The sequence below is a fragment of the Massilia oculi genome (assembly GCF_017582745.1).
GTDB lineage: Bacteria > Pseudomonadota > Gammaproteobacteria > Burkholderiales > Burkholderiaceae_D > Telluria > Telluria oculi_A.
In genome coordinates this window covers 16,737-36,172 of record NZ_JAFVIM010000001.1, presented here as the reverse complement: position 1 = coordinate 36,172, position 19,436 = coordinate 16,737, and the positions used below count along the sequence as shown (strand labels likewise).

The 19,436-nt window shown below is 61.1% G+C and carries 20 protein-coding genes and 1 tRNA gene; 17 read left to right on the top strand and 4 right to left on the bottom strand.

The window, feature by feature from the left end; translation table 11 throughout:
- Positions 1 to 146: 146 nt before the first annotated feature.
- The 9 genes from J3U95_RS00170 (at position 147) to J3U95_RS00135 (ending at position 9,841) form a co-directional block, all read left to right on the top strand.
- Positions 147 to 2,225: a TonB-dependent siderophore receptor gene (locus tag J3U95_RS00170; RefSeq protein WP_208276705.1), complete on the top strand. Its 2,079-nt coding sequence runs from the start codon at positions 147 to 149 to the stop codon at positions 2,223 to 2,225.
- 115 nt (positions 2,226 to 2,340) lie between these two features.
- The gene (locus tag J3U95_RS00165) at positions 2,341 to 2,979 is read left to right on the top strand and encodes an NAD(P)H-dependent oxidoreductase (RefSeq protein WP_208276704.1); all 639 of its coding nucleotides are present in this window, start codon (positions 2,341 to 2,343) and stop codon (positions 2,977 to 2,979) included.
- Positions 2,980 to 3,600: 621 nt separating this feature from the next.
- On the top strand, positions 3,601 to 3,954 hold the full coding sequence (locus tag J3U95_RS28235; protein ID WP_370662038.1) for a transposase: 354 nt from the start codon (positions 3,601 to 3,603) through the stop codon (positions 3,952 to 3,954).
- On the top strand, positions 3,951 to 4,391 hold the full coding sequence (locus J3U95_RS28230; protein WP_229519557.1) for a hypothetical protein: 441 nt from the start codon (positions 3,951 to 3,953) through the stop codon (positions 4,389 to 4,391). Before J3U95_RS28235 ends, J3U95_RS28230 begins: the two co-directional genes overlap by 4 nt.
- A gap of 483 nt (positions 4,392 to 4,874) precedes the next feature.
- Positions 4,875 to 5,186, top strand: a complete 312-nt coding sequence (locus tag J3U95_RS00155) for a hypothetical protein (RefSeq protein WP_208276703.1) — start codon at positions 4,875 to 4,877, stop codon at positions 5,184 to 5,186.
- A gap of 213 nt (positions 5,187 to 5,399) precedes the next feature.
- Positions 5,400 to 6,734: an HlyD family secretion protein gene (locus J3U95_RS00150; protein WP_229519556.1), complete on the top strand. Its 1,335-nt coding sequence runs from the start codon at positions 5,400 to 5,402 to the stop codon at positions 6,732 to 6,734.
- Between the two features lie 68 nt (positions 6,735 to 6,802).
- Positions 6,803 to 8,947 carry a peptidase domain-containing ABC transporter gene (locus J3U95_RS00145; protein WP_208276702.1) on the top strand — a complete coding sequence of 715 codons (2,145 nt, stop codon included), beginning with the start codon at positions 6,803 to 6,805 and terminating at the stop codon, positions 8,945 to 8,947.
- Positions 8,948 to 9,176: 229 nt separating this feature from the next.
- A complete protein-coding gene (locus J3U95_RS28225; RefSeq protein ID WP_208277051.1) occupies positions 9,177 to 9,671 on the top strand; it encodes a PepSY domain-containing protein in 495 nt (164 codons plus the stop codon).
- The gene (locus J3U95_RS00135) at positions 9,671 to 9,841 is read left to right on the top strand and encodes a hypothetical protein (protein WP_208277068.1); all 171 of its coding nucleotides are present in this window, start codon (positions 9,671 to 9,673) and stop codon (positions 9,839 to 9,841) included. The genes J3U95_RS28225 and J3U95_RS00135 overlap by 1 nt, the downstream gene beginning before the upstream one ends.
- A 68-nt stretch (positions 9,842 to 9,909) precedes the next feature.
- Here J3U95_RS00135 and J3U95_RS00130 read toward each other — a convergent pair.
- Positions 9,910 to 9,986 (bottom strand) — tRNA-Pro (locus J3U95_RS00130).
- Between the two features lie 52 nt (positions 9,987 to 10,038).
- Positions 10,039 to 11,028 (bottom strand): octaprenyl diphosphate synthase, encoded by a 990-nt coding sequence (gene ispB / locus J3U95_RS00125; protein WP_208276701.1) that lies wholly within the window; start codon positions 11,026 to 11,028, stop codon positions 10,039 to 10,041.
- A 282-nt stretch (positions 11,029 to 11,310) separates the two neighbouring features.
- Between ispB and rplU the strand changes: the two genes are divergently transcribed.
- The 8 genes from rplU to J3U95_RS00085 all read left to right on the top strand — a co-directional run bounded on the left by rplU (position 11,311) and on the right by J3U95_RS00085 (position 17,892).
- On the top strand, positions 11,311 to 11,622 hold the full coding sequence (rplU, locus tag J3U95_RS00120) for a 50S ribosomal protein L21 (protein ID WP_005668436.1): 312 nt from the start codon (positions 11,311 to 11,313) through the stop codon (positions 11,620 to 11,622).
- A gap of 42 nt (positions 11,623 to 11,664) precedes the next feature.
- A complete protein-coding gene (gene rpmA, locus J3U95_RS00115; RefSeq protein WP_005668438.1) occupies positions 11,665 to 11,937 on the top strand; it encodes a 50S ribosomal protein L27 in 273 nt (90 codons plus the stop codon).
- A gap of 106 nt (positions 11,938 to 12,043) precedes the next feature.
- Positions 12,044 to 13,156 carry an Obg family GTPase CgtA gene (cgtA, locus tag J3U95_RS00110; protein ID WP_208276700.1) on the top strand — a complete coding sequence of 371 codons (1,113 nt, stop codon included), beginning with the start codon at positions 12,044 to 12,046 and terminating at the stop codon, positions 13,154 to 13,156.
- 2 nt (positions 13,157 to 13,158) lie between these two features.
- On the top strand, positions 13,159 to 13,584 hold the full coding sequence (locus tag J3U95_RS00105; RefSeq protein ID WP_208276699.1) for a hypothetical protein: 426 nt from the start codon (positions 13,159 to 13,161) through the stop codon (positions 13,582 to 13,584).
- Positions 13,581 to 14,699 (top strand): glutamate 5-kinase, encoded by a 1,119-nt coding sequence (gene proB, locus J3U95_RS00100; RefSeq protein WP_208276698.1) that lies wholly within the window; start codon positions 13,581 to 13,583, stop codon positions 14,697 to 14,699. The genes J3U95_RS00105 and proB overlap by 4 nt, the downstream gene beginning before the upstream one ends.
- 214 nt (positions 14,700 to 14,913) lie before the next feature.
- A complete protein-coding gene (locus tag J3U95_RS00095) occupies positions 14,914 to 16,491 on the top strand; it encodes a methyl-accepting chemotaxis protein (protein ID WP_208276697.1) in 1,578 nt (525 codons plus the stop codon).
- 111 nt (positions 16,492 to 16,602) lie between these two features.
- Positions 16,603 to 17,454, top strand: coding sequence for a class I SAM-dependent methyltransferase (locus tag J3U95_RS00090; protein ID WP_208276696.1), 852 nt, complete (start codon positions 16,603 to 16,605; stop codon positions 17,452 to 17,454).
- A gap of 78 nt (positions 17,455 to 17,532) precedes the next feature.
- Positions 17,533 to 17,892 carry a nuclear transport factor 2 family protein gene (locus tag J3U95_RS00085; protein WP_208276695.1) on the top strand — a complete coding sequence of 120 codons (360 nt, stop codon included), beginning with the start codon at positions 17,533 to 17,535 and terminating at the stop codon, positions 17,890 to 17,892.
- Between the two features lie 6 nt (positions 17,893 to 17,898).
- Here the strand turns inward: J3U95_RS00085 and nth are convergent, their stop codons facing one another.
- Positions 17,899 to 18,582, bottom strand: coding sequence for an endonuclease III (nth, locus tag J3U95_RS00080; protein WP_208276694.1), 684 nt, complete (start codon positions 18,580 to 18,582; stop codon positions 17,899 to 17,901).
- Between the two features lie 5 nt (positions 18,583 to 18,587).
- Positions 18,588 to 19,298, bottom strand: a complete 711-nt coding sequence (gene rsxB / locus J3U95_RS00075) for an electron transport complex subunit RsxB (protein WP_229519555.1) — start codon at positions 19,296 to 19,298, stop codon at positions 18,588 to 18,590.
- Positions 19,299 to 19,436: the final 138 nt, after the last annotated feature.

The window sequence follows — 19,436 nt, the reverse complement described above, 5'->3', positions numbered from 1 at the left end:
ATCGGAGGTGGCATACAAAATACAAAACCAATTTACTTGGCGAACTGTTATCGTGTACGATCTTGAATGAGAATCATTATCATTCAATACTTGTCGTTGCGCGGCTGCCGTCCCTGGCAGGCGCGTGAGACTTTGCATAAGCCTCCATGTCACCAAAACACCTTGTCACTTTCTTTGCTCTTTCCGCCCCAGCCCTGACCGCCATTGCACAAACCGCCAGCCCGGCGGTGGTCGAAATCAAGGGCGCCCTGAATGTCATCAATGAATCGAGCCAGGCTTCCACGGCCACCCGTACGGACCAGTCGTTGATGGACGTCGCGCAGTCGGTCCAGGTGGTTGGGCCGACCCTGCTGGAAGACCTGCAGGTGCGCACGCTCGACGATGCCTTGTCGCTGGTCAGCGGGATTGCCCAGGCGCCTACCCGCGCGGGGACGCAGGATGCCTTCGTGCGCCGCGGGTTCACCGCTGAATCCGCGGGCAGCGTACTGCGCGACGGCGTGCGCTCGGTCCAGGCGCGCAATTTCAGCGCCACCACCGAGCGTGTCGAAGTCCTCAAGGGACCTGCCTCGACACTCTACGGCATCCAGGAGCCGGGTGGGGTGATCAATGTGGTGAGCAAGGCGCCGTTGGCGCGTGCGCGCACCGATCTGCAGTTCGATGCCGAAGAAGCGGGCGGTTACGGCGCCCAGTTCGACCACACCGGCCCGATCGGCGACAGCGGCTGGTCATACCGGCTCATCGTGTCGACCGAAGACCGCGACGACTGGCGCAATTTCGGCGTCACGCGGCGCGACCTGGTGGCGCCGTCGCTTGCCTGGCGCAGCGGCGGCACCGAATTCATCGTCAGCTACGAACATACGGATTACGACGTGCCCTTCGACGACGGAGCCATTTTTGGCGCCAACGGCCGGCCGATCGACATCCCGCGCGAACGCCGGCTCAGCGAGCCGTTTTCTCACGTGGAGGGCAATTCGGACTTCGTCAACACGCGCCTGCAGCATGCGATCAACGGCCAGTGGACGGCGCGCGTGAACTACGCCTTCAACCAGCATCGATACAGCGACTGGCGCGTGCGCGCCAACCGCTACGACGAGGCGACCGGCCTGCTGCGGCGCCGTGTCGACGGCCGCCTGGGCGTCCACGACAACAGCCACTACCTGGTCGCCGACGTCGTGGGCAAGTTCCGCACCGGTGCGGTCGGTCACGAAGTGCTGGTGGGCGTGGACCACGAGCGCACGCTGGGCCGCACCATGGGCGAGCTGGCGCGGGTGACGCACGATGGATTCGATACCGTTAACCCGGTCTATGGCCAGATACCGGTGCCGACCGAGATCGACGACGAGACCCGCAACGCACGCTCGCTGCTCTCCACCACCTCGGTGTTCGCCCAGGACAGCATGGCGCTCGGCGAGCGCTGGATCGTCGCGGCCTCGGTACGGTTCCAGCGCTACCGCCAGGAGGAGGGCGCCGGCCTCGAGTTCGTGGAGACGCAGAATATCTCCGGCTCGCAAGTGCTGCCGCGTCTCGGCGCGCTCTACAAGCTCGGTCCGCAGCTGTCGCTGTACGCCAACTACGCCACGTCCTTCGTGCCGAACCTGGCCAGCAGCCCGACCCAGGGCGCGTTCGACCCGACCGAGGGGCGTTCGCTGGAACTTGGCAGCAAGTTCAGGGTCGACGAGCGCGTTTCGGGGACGGTGGCGCTGTTTGACATCGAGAAGAAGAATATTGTCGTGAACCTGGACGACGACACTGCGCAGGCCATCGGCAAGGCACGTTCGCGTGGCGCCGAACTGGACGTGGTCGGGCAGGTGGGTGATCGGCTCAGTGTCATCGGGAGCTATGCCTATACCGAGACGGAAGTGTTGGAAGATGCGAGCGGGCTGAAGGGGAATCGGCTGCCGAATGCACCGCGGCATGCGGCATCGTTGGCTGCTCACTATGCGCCGGGTTGGCGCATTGGGAATCTTGCCTGGCATGCGAATGCTGCCGTGCGTTATGCGGGCGAGCGCGAAGGCGACTCCGCCAATTCGGTGACCTTGCCGTCGTACACCGTGGCCGACCTGGGAGTTGGGACCGCATTCAAATGGAATGGGACCTCGCTCAAGCTCGATCTGTTGCTGCGTAATGCCTTCGATCGGGCTTATTACACGTCCGCCGACGGCGCCATGCGCGTGCTGGTGGGGACGCCGCGTCAGCTCGGGGTCCGGTTGCGCAGTACGTTTTGAGTGGAAGAGGTAAGTGACACCAGGACGTGCCGCGGGCAGATTGGGCGGCGCTCGGCAAGAAACTGCGGGGTCGGGCATCATGGCGCATTATTCACTCACATAGAAGGAATTCTGCATGTCCAATGTCTTGCAAACCTTGCAGTGGCGTTACGCCACCAAGAAAATGGATCCCACTAAAAAGGTCGCCAAGGAGAAGATCGACCGCATTCTCGAAGCGGTGCGCCTGACGGCCAGTTCCAGTGGGCTGCAGCAGTACGAAATGTTCGTGGTCACGAACGAGGCTCTGCGTGAACAGATCAGGGCGCATGCCTGGAACCAGGCGCAGGTGACGGAAGCCTCGCATCTGCTCGTGTTTGCCGCGTGGGATACCTATACGGCTGAGCGCATCAACGCGATGTTCGATCTGGTGAACGCCGAGCGCGGCATCAGGAACGAAGGCTGGGAAGCCTACCGCCAGCAACTGCTGTCGACGTATCCGCAACGCGACGCCCAGACCAATTTCGAACACGCCGCGCGCCAGGCTTACATCGGCCTCGGTAGTGCGCTGATTGCCGCGGCCGAGGAACAGGTGGATGCCACGCCGATGGAAGGGTTCGATCCAGCCAAGGTCGACGAGATCCTGAAGCTGCGCGAACGGGGATTGCGTTCGGTGATTCTCTTACCGATTGGCTATCGTGCGGACGAAGGCGACTGGTTGGTCGACCTGAAGAAAGTACGGCGCCCGTTTTCTCAGTTTGTCACTGAAGTGGCCTAGGTAAGGCATGTAAAAATGAAAAAAGCCAGCCCGGCTGATGCCTAGTCTGGCTTTTTGAATTCTGTGGTCGGGGTGAGAGGATTCAAACCTCTGGCCTTTACGTCCCGAACGTAGAGGAATTAGCGCAGGTCTGACATTGAGACTGACCTTGACAAGAACTGGCGGATAAAGCTGAGACCGTGTTCAGATGCGATGTCAGAACTGACCCTGCCCAGCGCATAGAGCTAAGCTCGACTTGTCCATTTGAACGGCGCTCGCCAAAAATAAGCGCGACGCAACATGGGCTTGTCGGAGGAACGGCAATTTCAGAAATACCATCGTGTGTTGAACCGCGTCAGATGGTCAACGTTAGGAGCCAGCTGACGTCTGCTAAAGCTGCTGATCGAGGCATTCGCGCCGGAAGGTCCGCTGGTCATGGCGCTGGACGACACGATCGAGCGGCGCCGCGGAGCCAAGATTGCAGCAAAGGGAATCTACCGTGACCCGGTGCGTTGGAGCCACGGTCATTTCGTCAGAGCCAGCGGCGTGCGCTGCCTTGTTTAACGCTAGTCGCGCCGATCCCATGGGCGAAGCGGTGCTGGGAGCTACCGCTTTTTACAGTGCTCGCGCCATCCAAACGCTATTACCAGCTACCTGGCCCACGGACCCAACAAGCTCACCGACCATGCGCGGCAGTCGCTTTTGATGGTCAGGCGATGGGTGCCCAAGCGTCACATCGTGGTCGTCGCAGACAGCAGTTTTGCGGCGTTGGAACTGCTTGATGCAACGCGCTGCAAGGTCTGCATCATTATTCGCTTGCACCTCGACGCCGCTCTGTATGATCCAGCGCCGCAGCGCGAACCTGGCGAGCTTGGACGACCTCGCCGCAAGGGCGAGCGGCAGCCAACATTGAAAGCCATTTCGACTACCGAGAGCACCTGTTGGCGCAGCGTGACACTACCCCAATCGTACGTCAAGGAGACAGGGTCGTCGTGATAACTACCGGTACCGCCGTCTGCTATCACAAAGGTATGGCAACAGTGCCGCTACACTGGGTGCTGGTACGCGATCAACAACACAAACTTACTGCGCAAGCGTTTCTCTGCACCGATCTGGCCGTCAAACCCGAAAAAATCTTCTCGGGGTTTATTCGTCGCTGGCAGACCGAGGTTACCTTTGAAGAAATGTGTGTGCATTTGGGCATGGAAACGCAGCGGCAATGGTCCGATCGTGCTATCGCATGCACCACACCGATCATCTTGGCGTTTTACTCAATCGTAGCATTGACCGCCAGACAGTTGGTGCGCCGCTCGTTATGGAGCGAAGCGATTTATGGCGGTTCGGGGCATTGCGGCGACATGCTGAAAATACCCCGAGCCTTTCGACCGGCTGATAGAAACGGTCTGTTACGAGGCATAGATGGAAAAGGTTAAGCTAAGGGCTCGTCCAAATATCGGACCTGGCCCTGCTCTGCGATTTCGCCCTGGTTTGTGCCTGGTTTTCGAGATACCTCTATGCGTTACGAATGGAATTTCAATAATAAATAAAAATTCTTGACAGAAATATTTAGAATCGGCAATCTAAAGCGTGCCTACTACAGGCAATTATCCAAGGAGAGTTTATGCAAGTTTTGTCTTATGATGAAATCGCAATGGTTTCTGGTGGTGATCGTGGCGATGCCGTTGCAAATGGTGCAGTTGTGGGCGGCATGGGTGGTGGGGGAGCGGGCGCAGCTATCGCGAGGGCTGCTGGGGCTGGCGCACTACGTGGCATCGGCTTGGGGGCACTAGGGATCATTGGAGGCGCAGTCGTGTTTGGCGGTATCGCCTGGGCTGCATATACTGTCGCGCAATAATAGAAATTAGACAAAGCCGAACGCCTTACTGTTAGGCGTTCGGATAAGTGAGGCCAAATAGATGAGTAATAAAGAAAACAACTCAAAAGGAAATTCAGGTGAATTGGTCACTTATTTGACCTTCTTTGTCATCATAGTGATTTTATCATTAATAATACCTCAAAATTTCCGGGCGGAAATTACTCTCTCTCCTCTCTTGCTGTTTGGTATTATTTTTGTCTCGAACCTTTCTCCACTCATAATCCGGAACGACACCGTTGATGAGCGGTCGGCATCTTGGGTTATTATTTTTGCAAAGCGTTTTTTGGTTTCTGTACTATTTTCTTCATTTTTAATTTTGATTAGTTCATTTGCGGGTTTTTTGGGGAGGTGATAGTAAATTATTGGATTTGTAAATACTAAAAAATTTGAATAATTGATTTTCTTAGTATTTTTTGAAATGGCTGACTCTTGCTTAAATGCCAATATATTTCGGTTTGGTGTCGCAATCGATTTTTCGACTGACTAAACGCTGAAAAGCCTGTCGGGATGACTTTTTTCTACGCAGGAAAATGTGCGATTGAATTCAATTTAGAGAGTCTTTATCTTGCGCGATAACGCATCCAGTTCGGAAGAGCAGGGGAACTATGATTCTGCCCGCATCCCCTCTCCCCCTGCATCTCAAACATTATTTCGCCAGCAGGCTATTGAGCATGTGACTGTTCGTCAGTACGGAACTGTCATCCTGACTCGCCCCGTCAGCCATGTAATACTTACCGGCGTATTCGTGACCTTGACCTTGCTGTTGATCGCTTTCTTTGCCTTCTTCGAAACGACTCGCAAATCGCACGTGCAAGGCATGCTGGTACCGACCGCCGGCGTCATCCGGGTCTACTCAAATCAGACGGGCGTGATCAAGGAAGTCCACATTCAGGAAGGCCAGTTCGTCCGAGAAGGCGAGATACTGTTCGTCGTCTCTAGTGAGCGCAGCAATGCTGACGCAGGCTCCACCGAAGCGTTGATATCTGATTTACTGGTGCAGCGCCGCGATAGCTTTCATACCGAACTGCAGCAGGCAAAGGTACAAGCCAAACATCGCCGCGCGGTGTTGGAGCAGCGTGCCACCGATCTGCAAGGCGAGATCAAGCGGCTGGATAACCAGGCGCTCATGCAGAAGCAGCGTATTGCCCTCTCCGAGCAAACCGTGGCACGCTTTGCGCAGTTGAAAGCGACCAATTACATCTCGGCTGCGCAATTGCAAGAGCGCGAAGCCGACCTGCTCGACCAGCGCCAGCGCCTGCTCGAAATCGAACGCGTCCGCTCTGTGACCCAACGCGACTTGGCAAGTGCCCTAGCGGAGGAACAAGACATTGCTATGCAGGCGCTGCGGGACGAAAATGCCTTGCGACGCAATGCCTCGACGCTTGAACAGGACTTAACAGAGAACGAGGCGCGGCGTGAGGTGACGGTACGGGCGCGCCAGAGCGGTACGGTCACGACGATCGCGGCAAATCTCGGCCAGACCGTCGGGATATCCACGTCGCTCGCGTCGATTTTGCCGGAAGGGAGCAAGTTGGAAGCGGAGATGTATGTCCCATCGCGGGCAGTCGGCTTCCTCAAGCCGGATATGGTCGCCTTGCTGCGCTACCATGCTTTCCCATATCAGAAATTCGGCCAGCATTCGGCACGCGTGCGCGAGGTAGCCACCACTTCGGTGCGTCCAGAGGAACTGCAGACGTCGGCGGCTGCAATGCCAGGTGCAGCCCAGTCCGAACCGGTGTATCGCGTGCGACTTGAACTGGACCAGCAGCACGTCCGAACCTATGGCAATCCGATGCCTCTGCGTTCAGGGATGCTCGTCGACGCGAGCGTCATGCTCGAACGTCGCAAACTCTACGAATGGGTGCTGGAACCGGTGTTCAGTATTTCCGGCCGCCTGTAAACAACTCTCTCTATTATCCAGTCGGCCGTGACCCCGTTACCTCGGTTGGCGCATTCCTGACCAGATTCATGCAATTGCCCATTCTTTATCAGTTAGCCTTCTGGAACAACCGTCGACTGCCCGTTTTGCTGCAAACCGAGGCAGCTGAATGCGGTCTGGCATGCATGGCCATGATCGCCAGCTTCTGGGGTCATCAGATCGATATCCCAAGCATGCGCCGCCGTTTCTCCGTGTCGATGAAGGGCGTCAATCTGAAGGGCCTGATGGCGATGGCGAATGGCTTGTCTTTGCAGACGCGCCCGCTCAAGCTAGATCTGCAGCATTTGCCTGAACTAAAGCTGCCGTGCGTGCTGCACTGGGATCTGAGTCATTTTGTGGTACTCAAGTCGCTCTCGGCCAAGCACGTCGTCGTGCACGACCCGGCAGTAGGGGAGCGGCGCCTGCCGATGGCCGAGTTTGCAAAACACTTCACCGGCATCGCGCTCGAGCTGACGCCTACCGCGCAGTTCGAGATCAAGGAAGAGCGTCAGCAATTCTCGCTGTTCTCCCTAATGGGTCACGTAGTCGGTCTGCGTCGTGGCTTGCTTCAACTGCTTGCACTTGGTCTGGCCCTGCAGGCGTGCGCCCTGGTTACACCCTTCTATATGCAATGGATCGTGGACGAGGCATTGTTGGGGGCGGATCGCGACCTGATCACGGTACTTGGTTGCGGCTTTCTGCTGCTGGTCCTGTTGCAGACCACAATCGGAGCAGTGCGTTCCTGGGTGATCACCGTGCTGGCGACCAGCCTCAATCTGCAATGGATGGGTAATGCGTTCTCACATCTTTTGAAGCTGCCGCTGCCGTATTTCGAAAAGCGTCATACCGGCGATATCGTGTCGCGTTTTGGGTCGATCCAGCAGATGCAAACTAGTCTGACCACCCAGTTTGTGGAAGGCTTCATCGATGGCGTGCTGGTGCTTGGCACCCTCATTATGATGCTGCTATACAGCACCAAGCTTGCGGCGGTAGCGTGTGTCGCCGTATTGCTGTACGCGCTGCTGCGATGGGCCATGTTCCGGCCCTTGCGCGATGCTAATTCTGAGCAGATCATCCACGCCGCAAAACAGCAAAGCCATTTGATGGAAACGGTGCGCGGCATGCAGAGCATCCGGCTGTTTGGACGCAGCGACGAGCGCCGCTCGGGCTGGATGAACTCCTTGACTGACGAATTCAATGCCCAGCTACGCATCGCCAGGCTAGCTGTGTCCTACCAGACCGCAAATACGATGCTGTTCAGTGGCGAGCGGGTGATCGTGATCTGGCTTGCAGCCCTGGCGGTGCTCAACAACGAGTTTTCCGTCGGTATGCTGTTCGCCTTCATCAGCTACAAGGACCAGTTCAGCCAGCGCATGGCCGGCCTGATCGATAAACTTTTTGAACTGCGTATGATTCGCCTGCACGGCGAGCGCCTCGCCGACATCGTACTGACCGAAGCCGAGCGCGATGACGGGGCGGCGGAGACCGATGTGAGTCACGTCATGCCCTCGATAGAGATAAAGAATCTCAGCTTTCGCTATTCTGACAGCGAGCCCGAAGTCATCTGCGAGCTCAACCTCAACATTCCGGCCGGGCAATGTGTGGCGATCACTGGTCCCTCGGGCTGCGGTAAGACCACCTTGATGAAACTGCTCCTGGGTTTGCTAACGCCGACAAGTGGCGAGATCCGCATCGGCGACGTGCCTCTCGGTTCACTCGGCATGACGAACTATCGCGAAATGCTGGGCACGGTGATGCAGGATGATACCCTGTTTGCCGGATCGATCGCGGATAACATTGCTTTCTTCGACCCGATGATCAACATGCAGCGCGTCTATCAATGTGCCGAGCTTGCCGCCATCGGTGCTGAAATCTCCGCCATGCCGATGGCTTTCAATACCTTGGTGGGAGACATCGGTACGGGACTGTCGGGAGGGCAGAAGCAGCGCATCCTGCTGGCACGGTCTCTCTACAAAAATCCGAGAATCCTAGTGCTGGACGAAGCAACCAGCCACCTGGACGTATGGAACGAGCAGGCCGTCAATCAGGCGATCCAGCGGATTCCGTTGACCCGCATTATCGTGGCGCACCGTCCGGAAACGATTCAAATGGCCGAGCGTGTGATCGTTCTGCAAAGTGGTAGGGTTGCTCAAGACTTGAATCACAAGAATCACGAGGACAAGCAAGCAGCCTGACGAAGGCTACTTGCGAATAGCGTTAGAGGAGCCGGGAGTTGTTCTTTAGAGGAAAATCGCATAAGAATTCCCAATGATCTGCCACTAGCCACCGCACAAAGTAAAACAGCAGGCTGATAGCCCGCTGTTTTACCTAAGCAGAATCATGGGCTGGTCTGACATTGAGACACGACCTCGACAAGAACTGGCGGATCAAGCTGAGGCCGTGTCGAGATGTCAGACCTGACCTATCCAATGTGGGCGGACCTGCTGCTCAAGGTATGGCAAAGGTCGAACTCGCCGAGATGACGAGACCGTACGCGGCCCTGCCGCCCGTGACCAAACTGGGGTCGATGCAGGAGGTGATCGACTTCGCCCAGAAAACCGAGCCCGGCATGCAAGTGCGCTACGTTGCCTCCCCGGCACCAAGTTCGCCCCTCATCATTACATTGTCTTCATGCATGGCAACACGCAGCTGACGTCGCGCCAGCAAAAGCCGATCCTGGTCGATGCCCAGACCGGCGCGGTGATGGCGAGCCTCGATTTGCCGTGGTATATGGTCGCGTTGCGCGTGCCGCAGCCGCTGCATTTCGGCGATTACGGTGGCCAGGCCCTGAAACTGCTGTGGGCCTCGCTCGATATCGGCACCATCGTCGTGCTGATCACGCGCCTGTACCTGTGGTTCAAGCGTGGCAAGGCAGAGGCCGCCAAGCCGGCAGACGTGTGCGCGGCGGAGGCGGCATGATGCAGCCATCCGGACCTGTCTGGACCGCGCCGATCGTGATCGGCGTGCTGACCGTCGTCGGCCTTGTAAGCGCACTGATGGGCGATGGTATCTGGGATGCGCTGTCCGCCGTAACCCTGGGATCGGTGGTGGCGGTAGGGGGCTGGTACGGCTTGCGCCGGCCAGCCTGAGCTGAGCGCTTGGCGGAAATGCAAAAAAAGCCAGACCGGCTGATGCCTGGTCTGGCTGTTGAATTCTGTGGTCGGGGTGAGAGGATTCGAACCTCCGGCCTCTACGTCCCGAACGTAGCGCTCTACCGGGCTAAGCTACACCCCGACGGTTTGGGATGTCAGTACAACATCCCAGGAAGGCATTACTATAATTTCACTCAATGGTTCCTGTCAACAGCGAAGCTGCTGAGCTGGAGGAGGCTGTTTTTGAAGACGCTGTCGGGCAAATCGGCGATCGCAGCCGATGCGCGGCGGGCCGCATCCTCGGCCTGTTGACGCGTGTAATCCAGCGCGCCGCTCGACGTCACCGCCGCCAGCACCGCATCGAATTGCTGCTCATCTCCCTGTTCGATGCAGTTGCGCACCAGCTCGCGCTGCTCCGCCGTGCCGTGTTCCATCAGCCAGATCAGCGGCAGGGTAGGCTTGCCTTCGCGCAGGTCGTCGCCCAGGTTCTTGCCGATCTCAGCGGCGTCGCCCGCGTAGTCGAGCACGTCGTCGATCAGCTGGAAGGCGGTGCCCAGCGAGCGGCCGTACTCTCCGGCCGCGGCGATCTGCGCGTCGTTGGCGCCGGCCACCAGTGCGCCGAGCTCGGCCGCAGCTTCGAACAGCTTGGCGGTCTTCGAGCGGATCACCAGCAGGTAGGCCGCTTCGGTCACGTCCGGGTCGTGCATGTTCAGCAGCTGCAGCACTTCGCCTTCGGCGATCACGTTCGTCGCATCGGACAGGATCTGCATCACGCGCATATTGTTCAGGCCGACCATCATCTGGAACGAGCGCGAGTACAGGAAGTCGCCCACCAGCACCGAGGCGGCATTGCCGAACAGGGCGTTGGCGGTCTGGCGGCCGCGGCGCATCGAGGATTCGTCGACCACGTCGTCGTGCAGCAGGGTCGCGGTGTGGATGAACTCGACCACGGCGGCCAGTTCATGGTGGGCCGTGCCGCGGTAGCCGTAGGCATTGGCCAGCAACAGCACCAGCACTGGACGGATGCGCTTGCCGCCCGCGCTGATGATGTACTCGGCGATCTGGTTCACCAGGGTGACGTCGGAGTGCAGCCGCTGGCGGATCACCGTGTTGACGGCCTCCATGTCTGGAGCGATCGACTGGACGATGGAGTTCTGTTGGGCGTGTTGAGTGGCGGCTGACAAGGCTGACCTGCGAAACGTGGGTTAACTATAAGAGTGCCGCGATTATACGGTATGCAAGGGGTATCCGTCCTGCCAGCAGGGTAGAGCTCGCCCTTGGGAGGACATCGGGCGCCCGTGCGCCGTTGGCAGCCTGCCACGTACGGAAGAGATCGTCAGTCGCTTTTGACGCATCGCGGCGATTTATGTATAATCCCCTGTTCCCCGGCTTAAGAACAGTCCAGCGCGCTTGCGCGGGGCTCTGTTGCTGGCGGATTCTTTTAACATTTGATGAGGTTTCAAATCATGTACGCGGTCATAAAAACCGGTGGCAAGCAATACAAAGTTGTCGCTGGTGAAAAACTCAAAGTAGAACAGATACCGGCTGACATTGGTTCCGAACTCACGATCGATCAGGTCCTCGCCGTTGGCGCGGGCGACAGCATCAAGTTTGGTGCTCCGCTGGTCGAAGGTGCAACGGTGCTGGTGAAAGTGGTTTCGCATGGTCGTCACGACAAGGTCCGTATCTTCAAGATGCGCCGTCGTAAGCACTACCAGAAGCGTCAGGGCCATCGCCAGAACTTCACCGAAATCCAGATCGTTTCGATCAACGGCTAATCGCCGTCCGGTTCCCAGCATTAGTCATCAAGGAGTAATACAATGGCACACAAAAAAGGCGGCGGTACTACCCGCAACGGCCGTGACTCAGAAAGCAAACGCCTTGGCGTGAAAGTCTACGGCGGCCAGGCAATCAACGCCGGCGGCATCATCATTCGTCAACGCGGCACCCCAGTGCGCGCTGGCGCCAACGTCGGCACCGGCAAGGATCACACCCTGTTCGCGCTGGTCGACGGTACCGTCAAGTTCGTCAAGCAAGGCGTGGGCTCGAAGCAGTTCGTGACCGTCGTTGCTAACGAAGCAGTCGCAGCGTAATAACGCATCTGCGCCGCACCAGCGGCGCTTCTTTGCAAGGCGCAAGCCTTCCATCGAAAGGCTCTGCCCACGGTAGGGCCTTTTTAGTTTTTTAGCGGTCACAATCATGAAGTTTATTGACGAAGCAAGAATTGAAGTCATCGCTGGCGACGGCGGCAACGGGTGCGCCTCGTTCCGTCGCGAGAAGTTCCGCCCATTCGGTGGTCCGGACGGCGGCGACGGCGGCAAGGGCAGCTCGATCTATGTGGTTGCCGACCGCAATGTGAATACCCTGGTCGACTTCCGTTACTCGAAAGTCCATACCGGCAAGAATGGCGAACCGGGCCGTGGCTCCGATTGCTATGGCAAGGGCGCCGAAGACATTACCATCCGCATGCCGGTCGGTACGCTGATCATCGACGACAACAATGGCGAGATCATCGCCGACCTGACCGAGCACGGCCAGACCGAATTGCTGGCCAAGGGCGGCGAGGGCGGCTGGGGCAATATCCACTTTAAAACCTCGACCAACCGCGCGCCGCGCCAGAAGACCGAAGGTAAAGATGGCGAGCGTCGTACCCTGCGCCTCGAGCTGAAGGTGCTGGCCGACGTGGGCCTCTTGGGCATGCCGAATGCCGGCAAGTCCACCTTCATCACGGCCGTGTCGAACGCCAAGCCGAAGATCGCCGACTACCCGTTCACCACCCTGCACCCGAACCTGGGCGTGGTGCGCGTGTCGCACGAAAAGAGCTTCGTGATCGCCGACATTCCGGGCCTGATCGAAGGCGCGTCCGAAGGCGCCGGCCTGGGCCACCAGTTCCTGCGTCACCTGCAGCGCACCGGCCTGCTGCTGCACATCGTCGACCTGTCGTCGTTCGACGAGAAGGTCGATCCGGTCAAGGAAGCCAAGGCCTTGATCAAGGAACTCGAAAAGTATGACGAAGAGCTGCTCAACAAGCCGCGCTGGCTGGTGCTGAACAAGCTCGACGTGCTCGACGATGCCGAGCGCAAGAGGCGCGTCAAGGACGTCATCAAGCGCCTCGCCTGGAAGGGTCCGGTGTTCGAGATCTCGGCCCTGAATCGCGAAGGCTGCCAGGACCTGATCAATGCGATCTACCTGCACCTCGAAGAAAAGCGCCATTCCGAGCAGCGCGCCGAAGAAACCTCGATGACCGAGGAAGCGCGTGGCATCTCGTCGATCGATCCTGACGATCCACGTTTCAAGATCATCGAAGACTGAACTTGAGCGCCAGCGCTTCCCAGACCAACACCTGGTCGCGCGCATGGCTGCGCGGCCAGCTGCTGCAATTGGTCGCCACCGCAAGTTCATTGGCCGCGCTCGCGGCCATGCTCGATCCCGACCGCATCGCGGCCGTGATGGGCCTGTTTCTCGTCGGCGTAAACGGCTACAGCCAGTTCTACGCCATCTACGTCGGCATCCGCCTCGCTACCGCGGGGTTGGCGCTGTTGGCGGCCAGGCAGGGCGACCAGCCCATCCTCGGCGACCTTACTGCCCTGTTCCTCCTGGCCCAGCCGGCCGGCCGCCTCGTCGCGGCATTCGCGATCGGCTTGCCCACGGGGGTATTATTAGTCGTCTGCGCGGTCGAACTGCTGGCAGGACTTTCCCTGCTCGCGTTGCGACCGCGGGGGAAGATTCTGTCGCCATGAACTCAGCACTCCAACAAGCCTCCCGCATCATCGTCAAGGTCGGTTCCTCCCTCGTCACCGACGAGGGCAGGGGCCTCGACCATACCGCCATCGCCCGTTGGGCCAGCCAGATCGCCGCGTTGCGCGCGCTCGGCAAGGACGTCGTCCTGGTCAGCTCGGGCGCCATCGCCGAGGGCATGCTGCGCCTCGGTTTCGGCAAGCGTCCGACCGACATCCACGAACTGCAGGCCTGCGCCGCCTGCGGCCAGATGGGCCTGGCCCAGATCTACGAATCGAGCTTCAGCGCCCACGGCGTCAAGACCGCGCAAGTGCTGCTGACCCACGCCGACCTGGCCGACCGCGAACGCTACCTCAATGCGCGCTCGACGCTCACCACCTTGCTGCGCCTGAACGTGGTCCCGATCATCAACGAGAACGACACCGTCGTCACCGACGAGATCAAGTTCGGCGACAACGACACGCTCGGCGCCCTGGTCGCCAACCTGATCGAGGCCGATGCCCTGGTCATCCTGACCGATCAGCCCGGTCTGTACTCGGCCGACCCGCGCAAGGATCCAAACGCCCAGCTGATCGAACAGGCCCAGGCCGGCGACGTGGCCCTGGAGGCGATGGCCGGCGGCGCCGGCAGCAGCATCGGCCGAGGCGGCATGCTGACCAAGGTGCTGGCCGCCAAGCGCGCGGCGCGCTCCGGCGCCCATACCGTGATCGCCTGGGGCCGCGAGCCGGACGTGCTCACGCGCCTGGCCGGCGGCGAATCGATCGGCACGCAATTGCTGGCCGCCACCGGCCGCCTGACGGCGCGCCGCCAGTGGATGGTCGACCACCTGCACACCACGGGAGAGGTCGTGATCGACGCCGGCGCCGCGGCCAAGCTGACCAGAGAGGGCAAGTCGCTGCTGCCGATCGGCGTACTGGCCGTGAACGGTGAGTTCGGCCGCGGCCAGGTGATCACCTGCGTCGACGAAGCCGGCAAGCCGCTGGCGCGCGGGCTGACCAACTACGCCAGCAGCGAGGTGCGGCGCATCATGCGCCATTCCTCGACCGAGATCGAGCGCATCCTCGGCTTCGTCGAGGGGCCCGAACTGGTTCATCGCGATAATATGGTGCTTCTGTAATCAGTAAGCGCTTGCTTACTTCGGATATGTGTTGCGCCGGCAGGACGTAAGGGCTGTTTCGCATCACTTTCCGTCTGGAATGCACAGTTGGCGGCGGTAAACCACGCGCCAGCCTATACACTGTGCATATCCGCCCATCCGGGCCGCATTCCATGTTTTCCAGGGGTCGCCGGCGTTACCGTCGCGCGGCGCCCACCCATCCGAGGATCACCCCATGAAACTAAGCCGCAAGCTCCCGCTGGGTTTTGCAGCCGTCACCCTGCTCGTCGCCTGCGCCGGATTCTTCGGCATGAGCCAGATGAACCGTTCCGTCGACACTTACCGCCAGGCCGTCGCCATGGAGGGGCAGTCGACGCAGGTCGAGGCCATGCTGGCCCATTTCCGCAAGCAGCTGCAGGAGTGGAAGAACACGCTCTTGCGCGGCAAGGACGACGGCGAACGCGCCAAGTACTGGGCTGCGTTCCAGCAGAACGAAACCGAGGTGGCGGTCCAGGTTGCGGCTTTGCTGGCAAGCCTTCCGGAGGGAGAGGTGCGTACGCTGGTGGCGCAGTTCGGCGCCGCGCACGCGCAGATGGGCCTTGATTACCGGCGCGGTTACCAGGACTTCGTCGCCGCCGGCTTCGATCCCGCCGCCGGCGACGTGGCGGTCAAGGGCAAGGACCGGGCGCCGGCCGAACTGCTGGTGCAGGCGGAAGAAAAGATGTCCGCGCTCAGCGCCGCCAGCGTGCGGCAGGCCGACGCCGTCGGTGCGCGCGCGACCACGCTCAGCTACAGCCTGATGCTGCTCGGCGCGCTGGCGGCGGTGGCGGCCGGCGTGCTGGTGTCGCGTTCGATCACCCGGCCGCTCGACGCGGCGGTGGAGGCGGCGCGCAGCGTGGCCGCCGGCGACCTGCGCACCGCGATCACGGTCAGGAGCGACGACGAGACCGGCCAGCTGCTGCTCGCGCTGAAGGAGATGTCGGCCAGCCTGCAGCGCATCGTGCTGCAGGTGCGCGGCGGCGCGGAGATCATCGCCGTGGCCTCGCACGAGATCGCGCAGGGCAACCTGGACCTCTCCGCGCGCACCGAGCGCCAGGCCGGCGCGCTCGAAGAGACCGCGTCGTCGATGGAGGAACTGACCTCGACCGTGCGCCAGAACGCCGACAATGCGCGCCAGGCCAGCCAGCTCGCGGTGTCGGCCTGCGACGTGGCGGCCAAGGGCGGCAAGGTGGTCGAGCAGGTGGTGGGCACCATGGCGTCGATCAGCACCTCGTCGCGCCGGATCACCGACATCATCGGCGTCATTGACGGCATCGCATTCCAGACCAATATCCTGGCGCTCAATGCCGCGGTCGAGGCGGCGCGCGCGGGCGAGCAGGGCCGTGGCTTCGCGGTCGTCGCCGGCGAGGTGCGGACCCTGGCCCAGCGTTCGGCCGTCGCGGCGAAGGAGATCAAGGCACTGATCGCCGAATCGGCCGCCTGCGTCGACGACGGCAACCGCCTGGTCGGTGAGGCCGGCGCGACGATGGGCGAGATCGTCGCCAGCGTGCGTCAGGTGATGGACATCATTGGCGAGATCAGCGCCGCCAGCAGCGAACAAAGCCAGGGCATCGCCCAGGTCAACGAGGCGGTGACGGAGATGGACAGCGCGACCCAGCAGAACGCGGCCCTGGTCGAAGAAGCCGCCGCCGCCGCGCAGTCGCTGCGCGACCAGACCGTGGCCCTGACCCAGGTGGTGAGCGTGTTCAAGGTCGAAGAGCAGCCGCAGGCGTTACGGGCCGCGCCGCCGCACAGCGCGCTGGCGGAGGCCTGAGGCCAGGCACACGCTCGTCCGGATAGGCATATTTCGCGGAAGAACAGGCAGCGTGACGGCGCAAAATGCCTGCATAATAGGGAGTATTGACGACGAGATAAGGGGGCAGGAATGCGTGAAACAGCGAACGGCGGGCAATGGCTGCCGAAGGAATCGGCTCCCGCAGGCAACCCCCATATGAGCGACCGGTTCGCCCAGGTCTACGAGCTGACTGCGCACCGGATCACGGGGCCGGTGGCCGTCCAGGCCTTGCGGCTTGCCGGGCCCATCGACGCGTACACGCGTATTCTCGATATCGCCGCAGGCGCCGGCGCATTGAGCATCCCGGCCGCGTTCAGCGGCGCCACCGTTATGGCGGTCGACATCGCGCCAGGCATGGTGAATCTTCTCTCGGAACGCCTCAAACCCTTCCCGAATGCGCAAGCGTCGGTGATGGATGGGCAGGCGCTGGCGATCGATGACGATAGCTTCGACCTTGCCTTCTCGATCTTCGGCGTCAGCCTGTTCAACGATTGGAGGACAGGATTGGCGGAGCAGGTCCGTGTGCTCCGTTCGGGAGGCAAGGCCTGTATCGCGACCTGGAAAACGCCTCCCGGAGGCGGCCCCTTCCTCGTCATGGCTCAAGCCATCCGTGCAGTATTCCCGCAAAGTATGCCTCCTGCGCCGCCGGGCGGGTTCATCGCACTGGCGGACCCGGCCCGGATCGTCACCGAGCTGGAGGAGGCTGGATTGGTCGACGTCCATGTCGTTGAGGTACAAGCCGTGTGGCAAGGCGCCACCGGGCAAGCTTATCTCGATGAGCTGCACGACCTGCACCGCTTCATGCCGCCTTATGCCGCGCTCGACGAGCAGGGCCGGCGCGAGGTCGACCGGGCCATTCTGCGGACGCTCGACGCGTACACCGTGGGCGAGCGGACGCACATGGTGTCGCCAGTCCTCATTGCCACTGCTACCAAACCCTGATCGTCGGGGTAAGATGAGCCCGCGCCCGCTTTCCTGGATCGGCCATGCAAGCGGCGGCGCGCCACTGCTTTGATCTACATGACGCTACTTTCCCCTCTCGCCGTGGTCCAGGCCCAACTCGACGCCTATAACGCCAAGGACCTCGACGCCCTGATGGCCACCTATGCGCCCGACGCGCAGCAATTCGCCCTGCACGGCTCGCTGCTCGCCGAAGGACACGAGCAGATCCGCCCGCGCTACGAAATGCGCTTCGCCGAACCCGACCTGCACGCGCGCCTGCTGTCGCGCACGGTGCTCGGCAACTTCGTCACCGACCTCGAGATCGTCACCCGCAACCTCCCCGAAGGGAAGGGCACGGTCGAGATGCTGTGCGTGTACGAGGTGGTCGAGGGGCGCATCGTGCGCGCCTCGTTCGCCACCGGCGAAACCCGGATCTAAGCGGACCTAGGTCGCCGCGTTGGCCGCGGCCACTGCCGGATCGAGCACGCCGGCCGGCGCCGGCGTCTTGTCCTTGAACTCGCACAGGTCGGCGATCAGGCAGTTCCAGCACTTGGGCTTGCGCGCCACGCAGGTGTAGCGGCCGTGCAGGATCAGCCAGTGGTGGGCGTCGTGCAAGAAGTCCTTGGGCACGAATTTCAACAGCTTCTGTTCGACGATGTCGACGTTCTTGCCGGGCGCAATCTTCGTCCGGTTCGAGACGCGGAAGATGTGGGTGTCGACCGCCATGGTCGGCTCGCCGAAGGCGGTATTGAGCACCACGTTGGCGGTCTTGCGGCCGACGCCCGGCAGCGATTCCAGCGCTTCGCGCACGGGCGGCACTTCGCCGCCATACTGCTCGACCAGGATCTGGCAGGTCGCCATCACGTTCTTCGCCTTGGTGTTGTACAGGCCGATGGTCGAGATATAGGTCTTGAGCTCGTCGATGCCGAGGTCGAGGATCGCCTGCGGCGTGTTCGCCACCGGGAACAGGCGGCGCATTGCCTTGTTGACGCCGACGTCGGTCGACTGGGCCGACAGCAGCACTGCGATCAGCAGTTCGAATGGCGTCGTGAACTCGAGTTCGGTGGTCGGCTTGGGATTGGCGGCGCGAAAGCGGGTGAAGATTTCCAGGCGTTTGGCGGGATTCATCTGGGTCAGTTCTTTTCCTGGTTGCCGGCCGCCTTCAGGCGGGCGCGTTCCATGGCGGCGGCGATGATGGCGCGCTTGCGCTCCTTCTCGGCCAGTTCTTCCGGGGTGTTCGTGACTTCGGCGGTGACCGCGCGCATTTTTTCCACGGCCTTGGCGGCTAGTCGGGCATCGTTCTCTTCGCGCTCGCGGCGCAGGCGCGCGGTGCGGAAGTCGTGGCGGTCGCGCGCGGCGTCGGCGTCCTGCTGGGTCCAGGCATCCCAGCCGGTGCGTTCGCCGGTGACGGGGATCATCGCGATGCAGTCGACCGGGCAGGGCGCGACGCACAGGTCGCAGCCGGTGCACAGGCTCGGCAGGATGGTGTGCATCTGCTTGGCCGCGCCCAGGATCGCATCGACCGGGCAGGCCTGGATACACAGCGTACAGCCGATACACAGCGACTCGTCGATGAAGGCGACCGGGCGCGCGCGCTCGACGCCGTTGGCCGGATTGATCGGGATGACCTTGCGTCCGGTCGCGGCGGCCAGGCGGCGCACGCCTTCCATGCCGCCCGGCGGGCACTGGTTGATCTCGGCCTCGCCGCGCGCCATCGCCTCGGCATACGGGCGGCAGGCGGGATAGCCGCATTTGGTGCACTGGGTCTGCGGCAGCAGGTCTTCGAGCTGGTCGGCGAGGGGCTTGGTCACGGCGGGCGGGCTTTGCGGGTTCAATCTGGTCAAGCCGACATTATCCGCCAAAACGGTGCCGGAGGCGACCGGCCCGGCTTTGGCGAACCCGGCTGTGCTCATCCATTCGACTACGTGGGAAAGCTAACAGACGACTTGTCACGATCCTGCTGTACTGTCGGCTCACGCTGG